Genomic DNA, 13577 nt, shown 5'->3' with positions numbered 1-13577 from the left:
AGGCTCAGCGAGTGGGGCTGCCATGACACTCGTCGCGGGCGTCGACTCGTCGACCCAGAACTGCAAGGTCGTACTCCGGGACGCCGGCTCCGGGGCTCTGGTCCGCTCCGGCAGGGCGGGTCATCCGCCCGGCACGGAGGTGGACCCCGTGCGCTGGTGGGAGGCGATGCGGGCGGCGTTCTCCCGCGCGGGCGGGCTCGACGAGGTCGCGGCCATCTCGGTCGCGGGCCAGCAGCACGGCCTCATCCCGCTCGACTCCGCCGGCCGCGTCATCCGGCCGGCGCTGCTCTGGAACGACACGCGCTCGGCCGCCGCCGCCCGCGACCTCGTCGGGGAGGTGGGCGCCGGACCCTACGCCAGGAGGGCGGGAAGCGTGCCCGTGGCCTCCTTCACCGCCGCCAAGCTGCGCTGGCTGCGCGACCACGAGCCGGGCAACGCCGCCGAGGTCGCCGCCGTCGCGCTGCCGCACGACTGGCTGACCTGGCGGCTGCGCGGGTTCGGCCCGGCCGCGTCCAGCCCGCTCGGGCCGGAGCTCGGCGAGCTGGTCACCGACCGCTCCGAGGCGAGCGGTACGGCGTACTGGAACCCGTTCACCGGCGAGTACGACCAGGAGCTCCTCGAACGGGCGCTGGGCCGGGCGGTGATCGTGCCCCGGGTCCTCGGGCCCGGCGAGCGCGCGGGGACGGCCGCGGGGACGCCGATCGTCGTCGGCCCCGGCGCCGGCGACAACGCCGCGGCGGCGCTCGGCCTCGACGCGGCCCGCGGCGACGTCGTCGTGTCGATCGGGACGAGCGGCACCGTCTTCGCGGTGACGGACCGTCCGGCGTGCGACGAGACGGGGACCGTCGCCGGGTTCGCGGACGCCACCGGCCAGTTCCTGCCGCTGATCGCGACCCTGAACGCGGCCCGCGTGCTGGACGCCGTGGCGCGCCTGCTCGACGTCGGCCACGACGAGCTGGGGCTGCTGGCCCTCGACTCCCCTCCGGGCGCCGGCGGCCTCGTGCTCCAGCCGTACTTCGAGGGGGAGCGCACGCCGAACCTGCCCGACGCCACGGCCACGCTCTTCGGCCTGACGCTCGCGTCGGCGACCCGGCCGGCCCTCGCCCGCGCGGCCTTCGAGGGCATGCTGTGCGGCCTGGCCGACGGCCTCGACGCCATCCGCGCGCAGGGCGTGAAGGCGGACCGGGTGCTGCTGATCGGCGGGGCCGCGCAGAACACCGCCGTGCAGCGGATCGCCGCCCAGACGTTCGAGCCGCCCGTGGTCGTGCCGCGGCCGGGCGAGTACGTCGCCGACGGGGCCGCGGCCCAGGCCGCCTGGGCGCTCATGGGGGAGCGCCCGCACTGGCCGCGCTCCGTCGCGGCCGAGCCGCCGCCCGACCACCGCCCGCTCATCCGCGAGCAGTACGCCCGGCACGCGCCGCCGCCGACCGCTCAGCCGTTGTGATCGCGTCAGCCGTTGTGATCGTGCCGGGGGCGGCGCGTCACCGGCGCTCGCCGTGGCGGGCGAGCTCCTCCACCGTCACGTGGGCCCCCCTGGTGTGCAGCGATTCGAGAGCGCGCAGGTACGGCTCCGCGAACCGCTTGTCGTCGGCCAGGTCGCCGAAGAGCGCGCGGTTCTCGATGAAGGCCGCGGGCCGTTCGCGCTGCGACCTCGCGATGGCCGTCAGCTCGTCGCTCAGCCGGTCGACGACGGTGATCGGCTCGCCCCGCTCGTCCACGCCCTCGGCGTAGCGCGCCCAGGCGGCCACCACGGCGGCCGAGCGGGTGACCTCGCCGCCCCGCGCGAGCTGCTCGCGCACGACGGGCAGCAGCCACTTCGGGATCCGGTCCGACGACTCGGCGCACAGGCGCGCGATCGTGTCGCGCACCTCGGGGTTGGAGAAGCGCTCGATGAGGGTGCTCTTGTAGGCGTCCAGGTCGACGCCCGGCACGGGGCGCAGCGTCGGCGTGGCCTCGGCGTCCATGTAGCCGCGGACGAACGCGGCGATCGCGGGGTCGCGGGCGGCCTCGTGGACGTAGCGGTGCCCGCTGAGGTGGCCGAAGTAGCACAGCGCCTGGTGCCCGGCGTTGAGCAGGCGCAGCTTCATCAGCTCGTACGGCTCCACGTCGGCGACGACCTGCACCCCCGCCTCCTCGAAGGGCGGCCGGCCCGCGGTGAAGCGGTCCTCCAGCACCCACTGGGTGAACGGCTCGCAGACCACCGGCCAGGCGTCGCGGACGCCGGACAGCCGCGCCACGGACTCGCGCTCCTCGTCCGTGGTGACGGGCGTGATGCGGTCCACCATGGAGTTGGGGAAGGCGACCTCGGTCTCGATCCAGGCCGCGAGGCCGGGGTCGGCGAGGCGGGCGAACGCCGTGAACGTGCGGTGCGCCACGTCCCCGTTGCCCTGGATGTTGTCGCACGACATGATCGTGAACGGCGGGATCCCGCGCTCGCGCCTGAGCCGCAGCGCCTCGGTGACGAGCCCGAACACGGTGGCCGGGACCGCGCCGGGCGCCGCGTCCGCCCGGATCGCGGGCGTCCGCGGGTCGAACTCGCCGGTGACGGGGTCGATGTTGTAGCCGCCCTCGGTGACGGTGAGCGACACGATGCGCACGGCCGGATCGGCCATCTTCTCGATGACCGCCCGCGGGTCGTCGGGGGCGAAGAGATAGTCGACGATCGAGCCGATGACGCGGGCCTCGCGCGTCCCGTCCGGGTGCTTCAGCACGAGGGTGTAGAGGCCGTCCTGGGCGGCGAGCGCGTCGCGCATCCGCGCGTCGCCGGGCAGGACACCGACGCCGCAGACGGCCCAGTCGCGTGCCTTGCCGTCGTTCATCAGCCGGTCGAGGTACATCGCCTGGTGCGCGCGGTGGAACCCGCCCACCCCGAAGTGCACGATGCCGGCGGTGAGCCCCGAACGGTCGTAGGAGGGGACCGCGACCTCCCCGGGCAGGCTCGCCAGCGTGTCCTGCGTCAGTGTCGTCAGCGCCATGATCTCCCCTTCGGCGGCCCCCCGCGCCGCCTCTACGCTCAGCATGGCCGGGCTTCCCCCGCTTCAAACGTACACCACTATGTAGCAGAACGTAATCGATTGTTCGCTTTCTGCTACTTTCTGCGTTTTCGCCAACATGCGACCGCATCTGCCGGGAATCGAGCTGGAGGACGGACAGCCGTCCACGCTCATGTACGGGGGGTAGTGATGTCGCTACGTGTCACGTTCGCCGGAGTCGCCACGGTCGCCGCGGTGGTGGTGCTGGGCGGGTCGCCGGTGCCGGCCGCCACCGCACGGGGGACGGCGGTCTCCCAGCAGGACACGGCGTATCTGCGGGCGGCCCACCAGGGTAACCTCGCCGAGATCGCCGCCGGGAAGGTCGCCCAGGCCAAGGGAGTGTCCGACGCGGTCCGCTCGATCGGGGCCACACTCGTCGCCGACCACACCGAGCTGGACGCGGCAGTGCGGGAGGCCGCGCGACGGCTGGACGTGACGCTGCCCACCCGCGCGACCCAGCGGGACAGGGCCATGCTGGAGCGCGTGTCCGCGCTGTCCGGACCCGCCTTCGACCGCGCCTGGGTCACCGCGATGATCGCAGGCCACCGCGCGGCCCTGCGGCTGGGCAAGAAGGAGCTCCAGGAAGGCTCGTCGACGACGGCCAAGGAGGTGGCGCAGTCCGGCGCGCCCGTCATCCGCAAGCACCTGAACGAGCTGCTGAGCGCCCAGAAGTGACGACCGCCCCGGCCCAACCCCCTCCGGGCGGTCGTGGAGATCCGGGTGACCCGGCTGCTCGGCGACGGGCGAGCTGAAACCGACATATCGTAACGATCTGACAAAAGCCATAATGATCTTCTTCAGCCGGGGTACGGGATCGGACGGACCGGCCTGAGGAGGCGCGGTGATGGCCGAGAGCAGACTGTCAGCGGAAGAGCAGCGATCCCAGATCAGGAAGGCCGCCACGGCCAGCGTCGTCGGCACCGCCATCGAGTGGTACGACTTCTTCCTGTACGGCACGGCGGCCGCCACGGTCTTCGCCGGGGTCTTCTTCCCCAAGTCCACCCCCTACGCGGGCACCCTGTCGGCGTTCGCCACGTACGCGGTGGGCTTCGCGGCCCGCCCGGTCGGCGCCGCCATCTTCGGGCACTGGGGCGACCGGATCGGCCGCAAGGCCACGCTGATCGTGACACTCGTGATGATGGGCGTGTCGAGCGCGCTCATCGGCGTGCTGCCGAGCACCGCCAGCATCGGCGTGGCCGCGCCCATCCTGCTCGTCGTCCTGCGCATCCTGCAGGGCATCGCGGTGGGCGGCGAGTGGAGCGGGTCGGTGCTGCTGTCCATGGAGTGGGGCGACCAGCGCAGGCGCGGCCTGATGGCGAGCTGGCCGCAGATCGGCGTGCCGATCGGCCTCATCCTCGGCACCGGCGCGATGTCGCTGCTGGCCGCCGTCGCGGGCGACGCGTTCAAGGTCTGGGGCTGGCGCGTGCCGTTCCTGGCGAGCCTGGTGCTGGTGGCCATCGGACTGTGGGTGCGGCTGCGCGTGATGGAGACCCCGCTGTTCAGCCGGCTCCTGCAGACGCGGCGGGTGGCCAAGCTGCCCGTCGTCGAGGTGCTCAAGCGGCACCCGAAGGAGGTCGTGCTCAGCGCGCTGCTCCGCGTCTCGGAGCAGATGCCGTTCTACCTCTTCACGACGTTCGTCATCACCTACATCACCGCGCCCCACATCGGGATGTCCGAGACGTTCGCGTTCGCCGCCGTCACCTGCGCGGCGGTCGTCGAGCTGGCCGCGATCCCGTACTTCGGCCATCTCAGCGACCGGGTCGGGCGCCGGCGGCTCTACGCGCTCGGCGCGATCCTGCTCGCGATCATCGCGTTCCCGTACTACGCGCTGCTGAACACCGCCATCCCGATCGTCATCCTGCTCACGATCATCGTCGCGCAGTTGCAGCACGCGATGGAGTACGGCCCGCAGGCGTCACTCATCGCCGAGAACTTCCCGACCGGCCTCAGGTACGGCGGCGCCGGGCTCGGCTACCAGCTGGCCTCGGTCGTCGCGGGCGGCCCCGCCCCGCTGATCGCCACGTGGCTGCTGCACGACCACGGCTGGCAGGCGATCTCCATCTTCATGGTGGTCGGGGCGGTGATCGGGCTCGCGGCCACCCTGGCGCTGCCGGACCGCTCAAGGATCGACATCTCCGACGACGCCGCGTACGGCGCCACCCCCGCGTGACGCGCCGGCCTCCGCTGCCGGGGCCTCGCCCGCCTGCCCGAGAGGGTCGCCAGCCTGCCCGAGAGGGCCGGCCAGTCTGAGAGCGTCGGACAGGTCGCCGGCGCGCGGGAAGCGCAGGATCAGCGCGGGCGGGACCTGCCGCCCGGTACGGCGCTCCAGGTCGGCGGCGAGCCGGGCCGCCAGGAGGGAATGGCCGCCCAGCCGGAGGAAGTGGCTGTCGCGCCGGATCCGCTCCACGCCGAGGGCGTCACGGTAGGCGGCGAGGACGGCCTCCTCCAGCTCGTCGGCCGCCGCGGGAGGCGCGGAGGCCGTCACGTCCGCGCCCGCCCCCTGGTCCGGGTCCGCACCCCCGGCCGGACCCCGGTCCGCGCCCGCGTGCCCGCCGGGCAGGGGTGTGCCGGGGTGCTGCTCCGTCAGGTAGGTGGCGGTGTACTGCTCGGCGAGCAGTCGTTTGCGTACCTTGCCGTTCGGGGTGACGGGCAGCTCGGCCACGACGACGATGTCGGCCGGCACGTGCTCGCGCGGCAGCCGCCGGGCGCAGTGGTCGCGCAGATCCGCCGGGGTGGCCGGGCCCGACAGCACGACCGCGGCGGCGACGGCCCGGCCGAGCGCCGCGTGCGGCACCCCGAACACGGCCACCTCGGCGACGGCCGCGTGGGTCCGCAGCGCCGCCTCGACCGTGGCCGAGGCGACGTTCAGGCCGCCGGAGACGATCACGTCGTCGGCGCGCTCCACGAAGTACACCGTCCCCCGCTCGTCCCGCCGGCACAGGTCACCGGTCGCGATCCAGCCGTCCGCCAGATACCGCGTACCCGCGCCGGAGCCACCCCCCACCGGCTCGACCTGCCCGTCCGCACCCTTTTCCAGGCCGAGTCCCCTTTCCTGGCCGAGTCCCCTTTCCTGGCCGAGTTCTTGTTGCTGGTCGAGGTAGCCCAGTGCCGGGCCGGTGTGGCGCAGCCACAGCTCTCCCACCTCCCCCGGAGCGACGTCCCGGCCCGCGCGGTCCACCAGGCGCGCGTCCGGGCCCAGCTCGCCCAGCGCGGGCGGCCGGTCCGGCAGGCAACGGTGCTGCAGTCCGGCGCCGCCCTCGGCCACCGTGTAGACATTGAAGATCTCCGCCGCCGGGAACACCTCGGCGAGGCCCGCGACGGTGGGCTGGTCGAGCGGGGCCGACGACGACACCACCGAACGGACCCGGGACGGCGCGCAGCCCTGCCCGCGCAGCGCGGCCACCGCGAGCCGCGCCGTGGTCGGCACCAGGCTGAGCGCGGTCACCCGGTGCTGCTCGATCAGCGCGGCCAGCCGCTCGGGCGCGAACGGCTGGCCGAGGACGACGTGCACGCCGTTCAGCAGGCAGCTCTTCAGCACGGACTGCGCCGCGTTCGTGCCGATCGCGACGGCGGTGAACAGGGCGTTGACCTGCGGTGGCGCGACGTCCTCGTCCGGCGGCCAGTCGTCGGTGAGTGAGGCGTGGACGCTGAGCACGGCCTTGGCCGCGCCGGTGGTGCCCGAGGTGAGGATCACCGCGGCGGGGTCTTCGCCCGTGCGGACCACCTCACCGGCGTTCGCCGGCGGACCCGGCGCGGCCGGACGCGACGCGGCCGGTCCCGCGGCCGGCAACCCACCGGCCGCCAGCGCACCGGCCAGCAGCTCACCGGCTCGCAGCCGCCGGCCCCCGAACGCCTCCTTCGACTGGTGTCCGCCCCGCCCGTCCCCGGTGACGAGGGCGGCCGCGTCCACCCGGGCGGCGATCGCCGGCAACTGCCCCTCGGGGACGGGAGCGCGCACCGGGACGGCCACCCCGCCGGCCGCCAGCACGCCCATGAAGCAGCAGGCGAAGGAGAGCCAGTCGCGGTCCTCGAAGGCGAGCACCACCCGCTCCCCCGGCCGCACGCCGCCGGCGGCCAGCCCCGCCGCGACGCGCCGTGCGCCCGAGTGCCAGCTCAGATAATCGAGCGTGCCCACCCCGTCGACGGTGAAGGCCGGCGCCGCCGGATGGACGGCCGCTCGCCGGGCGAGGATGTCGTGCAGCAACACGGGCGACGGCGATGACACGGGCAACGGCGATTCCTCCCCGGCGAAGGCGCACAAGGCATCTTCGCCACCATACGCACCGCCGGCCCACATGATCAGTCCGCTCAATGCGGACATGTGTTCATCGTTGACGCCGTTACCGCCATTTCCAAGAATCGTGCCGGAATTCGCACCCGATTGGAGGTACGAGATGGGGCACAGCGACTTACCTCGTGACAGCTGTGGTGGCGTTCGCCGGTGCGGGGGCAATCTCCTCGTCGCCAACGCCGTACAGCCGAGCGAGACGGCCGTCCGCCGTAACGTCCGGGCCGTCTCCGAGTTCTGGGCCACGTTCCGGGCGTCCCGGAAGATGCTGAACAAGAAGCGGTAACCACTCCTTGCGATCAGAACTCAGCACCTCTGGAGGGGTTTCGGACATCCTGTCCGAGCCCCTCTTCTCACGTACCGGGGACGGCTCGCGCACCGGGGACGGCGCGCTCGACCGTGACCCGCTGCGCCTGGCCGGGCCCGGGAAGAGGTTCTCGCTGGAGCGGCTGGCGCTGCTGCTGCACGGTCTGCCGTTCGAGGCGGAGTTCCCGCCCGAGTGCCCGTGGGAGGGCGTGGTACGGCACCGCCCGCCCCTCGCCCTGCCTCCGCTCGGCTCGTCCGACGAGTCGGCGCTGGAGGAGGAGTTCGGGGCGGCCGTCGCGCGATGCCTGGGCGACGCGGAGTCCGCCGTGGTGCTGCTGTCGGGCGGCATGGACTCGTGGGCGGTCTTCGTGCACGCCCTGCGGCAGGCCGAGCGGGAGGGACGCCGGCTCAGCGCGGTCGTGTGGAACCTGCGCGACCAGTTCGGCAGGGCCACCGCCGGCATGGTCCATCGGCAGCTCCAGGCCCTCGGCATCTCCTGTGACCTGCACGTCCTGCCCGCCGAGTGGCGGGAGCTGCCCGAGCCGGCGTGGTCGCCGCTGGGCCCCCGGCACGACTACTACACGCGGCTGCACCAGGCCACCGTGGACCACGCCGCCGCCCTCGGGGCGACCGTCCTGCTCAGCGGCCAGGGCGGCGACGAGGTGCTCGGCGCCTGGAACCACCTGTCCGCCCCTCTGGCGCGCGGACGCAGGTGGCGTGACCTGCGCCGTTACCTGGCGGCGTTCGGCCGGGGCGACTCCCTGGTGGAGGTGGCGGGCGAGGCGGCGGCGCTGGCGGCGCGGCGGCTGCCCCCGCAGACGTCCTTCCAGTTGTACGTGGCGACCGCGCTGCACGAGGTGGTCGAGAGCGGGCGCCCCTCGGTGCTGACCGCCGCCTATGAGGAGTCGGTCGGGAACTGGACCGCGGGCTGGCTGGCCGACAGGTTCGAGTCGTTCCGGGCGGCGGGCGGCGACTGGGCGACGGCCAGCCTGTACGACTCGATCTTCCCGTGGGCGTACGACGCGCATCCGCTCGGCGCGCCCATCCAGCAGCGCTCCCCGTTCGTCGACGAGGGGTTCGTCAGGTACGCCTTCGGGCTGCCTCCCGCCGCCCGGTTCCGGGCCGAGGGGCCGTACCCGTACCAGTGGTACAAGGCGCTGCACCTGCGGCTGCTGCCCGCCGCGCTGCGGCCGCTGCTGCCGGAGTACAAGCAGAGCTACTCGGACGCCTTCCGGCGCTACGTGCTCGACGTGCTGCCCGAGGGGCCGCTGCTGGTCGAGGAGCTGGGACTGATCCAGCCCATGGACCGGCTCGACCTGGAGCGGCTCCATCCGCGGCTGCCCATCGTGGTGCGCAACGTGGAGCGGTGGGTGGCGGGTGCGCTGGAGGCCGGCGCCGAGCCGGTGGCCGCCCGCTAGCATGCGCGGCGCGGAACGCAGGTGGTTCGGCGCGGAGCCGGCCGTCCACCTCGCCCTGTCGCCCGACGGCCGGGCGGTGAGCTGGCAGAGCGAGCGAGAGCCGGGGCTGTTCGTCTGGCGGCCCGAGGAGGGCGTGCGCAGGCTCCCGCTCGGCCGCGCCCCGATCGTGGACCACGCCTGGTGGCCCGAGGGCGGCGCCGTCCTGGCGGTCGTGGGCGGCGATACTCAACGGGCCGTCGTGTACGACGAGGCCACGGGCCGGACCACGGACGTCACGCCGGAGGGTCTCGCGCAGATCCACGTCGTGGACCGCGACCAGCCGCGGCTGCGGAGCCTGCTGCTGGGGGGCGCCGACGTGGAGGGGCGGCGGGCGTGGCACCTCCTGGCGGCGCCCTCCGTCCCGGCTCGTCGCGTGCAGGTGGACGCCGGAACGGGCCGCCTGTTCAGCGACCCCGGCGACCGGCTGTGCGCCGCCACCACCCGCGCCACCGACGGCTCCCTCGTCGTGCACGCGCCGGCCCGGACGGAGGAGGGCCTGATGGCGGCGGGGGCGGACGGCCGGTGGGAGGTGTGGCGGTCCGGGCCGCCCGGCTCGCTGGTCACCCACCCGGTCGACGTCACGGCGGACGGCCACGGTCTCTACCTGTCCGGACCCTGCCGCGGCGGCTTCCTCGGCGTGCGGCTGCTGGACCTCCGTACCGGGAAGGTGCGCACCGTGCTGGACGACGGCGAGCACGACCTGGACGTCGTCCTGCACCCGGTGACGCGGCTCCCCCAGCTCGCGCTCGTGTCCGGGGCCCGCCAGGAGCACCGTGCGCTCGCCCCGGACCTGGCCGCCGACCTGGGCGATCTCGGCGCGCGTCACCCGGGCGAGCTCCAGCTCGCCGGCCTGACCCGGGACAACATCACCTGGCTGGTACGGATCGACGACGGCGAGACCCCGCCCCGCCACCTCCTCTGGAACCGCGCCGCGAACACCGCCCTCCCGGTCCCCGTGGAGCTGGGTGCTCCCGGCCCGGCACGCCGCGCGGCGACCCACCTCCTCTCCGCGGCGGCCCGGCTCGGTCCCGGCGCGGCCAGGCGGGTGACGTCCGGTGTCAGGGTCGCGCCCACGCTCACGGTCGCCATCCCGGCGCGCGACGGCCTGACGCTCGACGGCTACCTGGTCACCCCGGCCGGCGGAGCCGCACCGCCGTACCCGACCGTGCTGCTCGTGCACGGCGGCCCGTGGTCGCGCGACTCGTGGGGCCTGTCCCCCGAGGCGCAGTGGCTGGCCGAGCGCGGCTACGCGTCCCTGCGCGTCAACTTCCGCGGCTCCGAGGGGTACGGCACCCGCTTCCTGGATCTGGGCCGCGGGGAGTGGGGCGGCGCGATGCAGGACGACCTGGAGGACGCGCTGCGGTGGGCGGTCGCCGAGGGGCACACCGACCCGGACCGGGTGGCCGTCATGGGGCAGTCGTACGGCGGGTACGCGGCGCTCATGGCCGCGACCGCCCGGCCGAAGGCGTTCGCCCTGGCCGTGGCCGTGTGCGCGCCCACCGACCTGGTGGCGTTCGTCCGGCATGTGCGGGAGTCGTCACACCACGAGCGCGCGCACTTCCTGCACCGTATCGGCGACCCCGACGAGGACGCCGAGCTGCTGCGCGCCCGCTCGCCCCTCACCCACGCCGCCGCCTGCCACACGCCGGTGCTGCTGGTGCACGGCGGGGACGACCCGCTGGTCCCCTCGACGCACGCCACCACCATGGCCGCCGCGCTCGCCGGGCACGGCCACCCCCACCACTGCCTGGTGCTCTCCGGCGAGGGCCACGGCATCACCCGCCCCGCCAACCGGATCCGGCTCGCCCGGGTGGTGGGGCGCCAGCTCGCCTTCCACCTTCGAAAGAGGCGCACGTGACCAGCCCCCCGCACCCGGACGCCATCCCCGGGCACATCCCCGCCCAGCAACGCTCCTCCATCCCGGAGCGCGCCTCCACCACCGCCCCGGAGCAGACCTCCCCTCCGCAGCAGACCGCCGCCCCGGAACCCGCTCCCGCCCCCTCCTTCCGTTACGCCGCCACCTCCGACCGGCTCGCCCCGTTCGTCACCCACCCGGTCTACCGGGAGGCCGGCTCCGAAGGCACCGCGGCCCCGTCGGCCGCCGGCGGGGAGACCGGCTCCGGGCGTGCCGGTGGCCCGCCCGCCTCCGGGGGCGCCTACTCCCTGGCCGCGCTGGCCACCTGGTTCACCTGGCCGGGGCTGAGCACCGACCTGTTCCCGGCCTCGCCGTGGGCGGGGCTGGAACGGGTCCGGCACGCTCCGCCCCGGCCGCGCGGCCACGCCCGCCCGGACGAGCTGCGCGACCGGCTCGAAGCCGCGATCGAACGGGCCATCGGCGACCGGGAGCACGTCGCCGTCGCCACCTCGGGCGGGCTCGACTCCGCCGCCCTCCTCGCCGTCACCGCCCGGGTCTGCCGCCGTACCGACCGGCGCCTGCTGACCGTCACCATGGACATCCCCGACGACCGTGGCCGCCGCCCCAAGGTCGTGGTGGACCGGCTGCTGGAGTTCCTGGGGCTGCGCTGCCCGCACCTGCGGGTGGACCCCGCCCCCCGGCGCTGGCCGGAGCCGGACTGGTGCGCGCACGGCCCGCGCTTCGACGGCTTCCCCCGGCTGCACCGCGGCATGGCCGAGCTGGCCGCGGAGGCCGGAGCGCAGGTACTCCTCCACGGCAGCGGCGCCGACCAACTGCTGGAGGCGCCCGGCTACATGGCGGCGCGGCTGCTCCGCCCCGGCTCCTTCGGTGACCTGACCGCCTACCTGCGGGACGCCTCCGCGGGTGGCGGGCCGCCCGTGCGGGAGCTGACGGCGCTGCTGGCCGGGCGGCTCAACCGCAGGGTCTCCTCCGCGCTCTACTGGCCGACCGCCTGGCCGCGCCGTCTGCAGGAGCACGGCTCCGCGCTGCTGTCGGAGGAGGTCCACGCGCAGGCGTGCGCGTGGGAGGACGACTACCGGCGGGAGTCGGCGAGGGTCGCCGCCGAGGCGGGCGCGTCGTGGGCGGAGGCGCTGATGATCCACCGGACGTTCCCGTACGACGTCATGGTGCCCGCCACCGAGCTGCCCGAGGCCGCGCCGTACTACGACCCCGCCTTCGCCGAGTACGCCTTCCACCTGCCGCAGGCAGCCCGCTACTCGGGGGCGTACGAGAACGAGTATCTGCGCAGGAAACGGCTGGTCGCCGACCTGCTCCCGGACGGGATCGGGGCGGTGCTGCCGCCCTACCGGCAGCGCGGCTCGCAGTCGTACGCCCGCTACTGGCGGCTGGCGCGGGTGGAGCCGTCGCTGGCCGTCGAGCGTGGGCTGCTGCGGCCGGACTGGCGGACGCGGTGCAGGGACACGTTCGAGATCGCGACGGCCAGCGCGGTGGAGCTGTGGCTCCGGGGCGCGGAGGACCGCGGGGCCCGCGGTTCGGCCGGGGGTACGGCATGAGCGGGCGGGTCCCCGGCTCGCCCGGGTACGGCTCGCTGGACTCGGACGGCGGCCGCCACGACGAGGCCCCGCGACGGATCGACGCGGACGCGCTCGCCTTGTACCTGTCGCGCCCGTCGCTGGCGCTGGGACTGTATCCGGCGTCTCCCTGGGCGGACATCGCCGCCTCCGACGCCCCGGGCGGCCCGTACGACGCGACCGGGGGACGCCCGGCGGGCGCGCGGGACGTGGGGAAACGGCTCGGCGTGTCGGAGCGGGGCGCGGCCGATCCGCGGGAGCCGGCCGATCCGCGGGAGCTGGGGGAACGACTGGGGGACGCCGTGCGGCAGGCCGTCGGGGCGCACCGGACGGTGGCCGTCCTGCACGACGGGAGCCTGGGCGCGACGGCGCTGCTGGCGGCGGCGGACGCGGTGGGACGGGAGCTCGGCGTGGAGGTGACCGTCGTGATCGCCGACCACCCGGGCCCGGACGGCGCGAGCGCGGCCGTACCCACGCAACGGGTTCTCGCGGCGCTCGACGGCCGCCACCGCTTCCTGCTCGCCGAGATCGACCGGCTGCCCGGCCCCGACAACGGCCCCGAGTTCCGAGCCGCAAGCGACGGGCGGTCCGGGCCTGGGAGCGGCCCCGTGTTCCGAGCCGCAAGTGACGGGGGGTCCGGGCCTGGAAGCGGCTCAGCACCCGAGAGCGGCCCGCCCATCGGGGCCGGGAGCGGCCCGAGGTCTCTGGAGGACGGGGAGCGGGGGTCCGGCGGGCATGGCGCCGTGTGGAATCCCGTCGCCCCGGATCTGGCGCGAACGGCGTTGGTGCGGGCGGCCGAGGTCCGGGCCGCCCGGCTCGGCGCGACGCTGATCCTCACCGCCGACGGCTGCGAGGAGCTCCTCCAGGCGGGCCCCGTAGCGCTGCCGTCCGGCCTGGCCGGGCTGACGGCCGTCCGCCGGGGGCTCGCGGACCGATGGCGCGGGGAGGGGGTTCGATCACCGCTGCGGGGTCGTCGAGCCACTGCCGGTAGAGCTCGACGCAGGCGAGCAGAGCCCGACCGGCGTCGTGCCGGTCGTAACCGCAGAG

8 protein-coding genes and 1 pseudogene are annotated in these 13577 nt (G+C 74.9%); 7 read left to right on the top strand and 2 right to left on the bottom strand.

Annotated elements, in window-relative coordinates:
- The first annotated feature begins 22 nt into the window (after nt 1-22).
- Nucleotides 23-1444 (top strand): FGGY family carbohydrate kinase, encoded by a 1422-nt coding sequence (locus MTP10_RS31055; protein WP_310713698.1) that lies wholly within the window; start codon nt 23-25, stop codon nt 1442-1444.
- A gap of 37 nt (nt 1445-1481) precedes the next feature.
- Here MTP10_RS31055 and MTP10_RS31050 read toward each other — a convergent pair whose 3' ends face one another.
- Nucleotides 1482-3020 carry a mannitol dehydrogenase family protein gene (locus MTP10_RS31050; protein ID WP_310713696.1) on the bottom strand — a complete coding sequence of 513 codons (1539 nt, stop codon included), beginning with the start codon at nt 3018-3020 and terminating at the stop codon, nt 1482-1484.
- A 162-nt stretch (nt 3021-3182) separates the two neighbouring features.
- On the opposite strand from MTP10_RS31050, the gene MTP10_RS31045 reads away from it, so the two are divergent.
- Both MTP10_RS31045 and MTP10_RS31040 read left to right on the top strand, forming a co-directional pair.
- Nucleotides 3183-3707: a DUF4142 domain-containing protein gene (locus MTP10_RS31045; protein ID WP_310713694.1), complete on the top strand. Its 525-nt coding sequence runs from the start codon at nt 3183-3185 to the stop codon at nt 3705-3707.
- 169 nt (nt 3708-3876) lie between these two features.
- Nucleotides 3877-5202: an MFS transporter gene (locus MTP10_RS31040; RefSeq protein WP_310713692.1), complete on the top strand. Its 1326-nt coding sequence runs from the start codon at nt 3877-3879 to the stop codon at nt 5200-5202.
- Here the strand turns inward: MTP10_RS31040 and MTP10_RS31035 are convergent.
- Entirely contained in the window at nt 5152-7239 is a 2088-nt protein-coding gene (locus tag MTP10_RS31035; protein WP_310713690.1) for an AMP-binding protein, read from the bottom strand. The genes MTP10_RS31040 and MTP10_RS31035 overlap by 51 nt on opposite strands.
- Nucleotides 7240-7613: 374 nt before the next feature.
- On the opposite strand from MTP10_RS31035, the gene MTP10_RS31030 reads away from it, so the two are divergent.
- The 4 genes and pseudogenes from MTP10_RS31030 to MTP10_RS31015 all read left to right on the top strand — a co-directional run.
- Nucleotides 7614-9044 carry an asparagine synthase-related protein gene (locus tag MTP10_RS31030; RefSeq protein ID WP_310713688.1) on the top strand — a complete coding sequence of 477 codons (1431 nt, stop codon included), beginning with the start codon at nt 7614-7616 and terminating at the stop codon, nt 9042-9044.
- A 1-nt stretch (nt 9045) separates the two neighbouring features.
- Nucleotides 9046-10941 carry an alpha/beta fold hydrolase gene (locus tag MTP10_RS31025; protein WP_310713687.1) on the top strand — a complete coding sequence of 632 codons (1896 nt, stop codon included), beginning with the start codon at nt 9046-9048 and terminating at the stop codon, nt 10939-10941.
- Nucleotides 10938-12512: an asparagine synthase-related protein gene (locus tag MTP10_RS31020; RefSeq protein ID WP_310713685.1), complete on the top strand. Its 1575-nt coding sequence runs from the start codon at nt 10938-10940 to the stop codon at nt 12510-12512. The genes MTP10_RS31025 and MTP10_RS31020 overlap by 4 nt, the downstream gene beginning before the upstream one ends.
- A pseudogene (locus tag MTP10_RS31015) lies at nt 12509-13577 on the top strand (hypothetical protein); the annotation flags it as partial. The gene MTP10_RS31020 and the pseudogene MTP10_RS31015, both read left to right, overlap by 4 nt.

Source organism: Nonomuraea sp. 3-1Str, from assembly GCF_031570565.1.
In the GTDB taxonomy this organism is placed as follows: Bacteria; Actinomycetota; Actinomycetes; order Streptosporangiales; family Streptosporangiaceae; genus Nonomuraea.
Note: the sequence above shows the minus strand (reverse complement) of the source record. Positions and strands in the feature narration are given on the sequence as shown.